Raw genomic sequence first — 229 nt, 5'->3', positions numbered from 1 at the left:
GTTGAGCGCGAGCGTGCCGGTGCCGCCGAAGTTCAAACCGCCCGCGCCGCCGACGATGCCGGACAAGGACAGGTCGTTGGCGCCGCCGATGCCCAGCGACGCACCAGCGCCGAGGTTGATCGCATTGCCGAGGTTCAAACCCGGCAGGCTGGCGCTCAGAGTGCCGCCCAGACCCGACACGTTCAACGCGCCCGTGCCCAACGCAGCCGCGTTGCCGAGGCTCAAGCCG

The 229-nt window shown here is 70.3% G+C and carries 1 protein-coding gene; it reads right to left on the bottom strand.

Going from position 1 to position 229, the window contains the following annotated elements; genetic code table 11:
- Positions 1-229 (bottom strand): hypothetical protein (locus HKX41_14100; protein ID NNC25266.1); only part of this gene is annotated, 229 nt, incomplete at both ends.

Origin of the sequence: Salifodinibacter halophilus (assembly GCA_012999515.1) — a bacterium.
GTDB lineage: Bacteria > Pseudomonadota > Gammaproteobacteria > Nevskiales > Salinisphaeraceae > Salifodinibacter > Salifodinibacter halophilus.
This window is presented reverse-complemented; position numbering and strand designations above follow the sequence as displayed.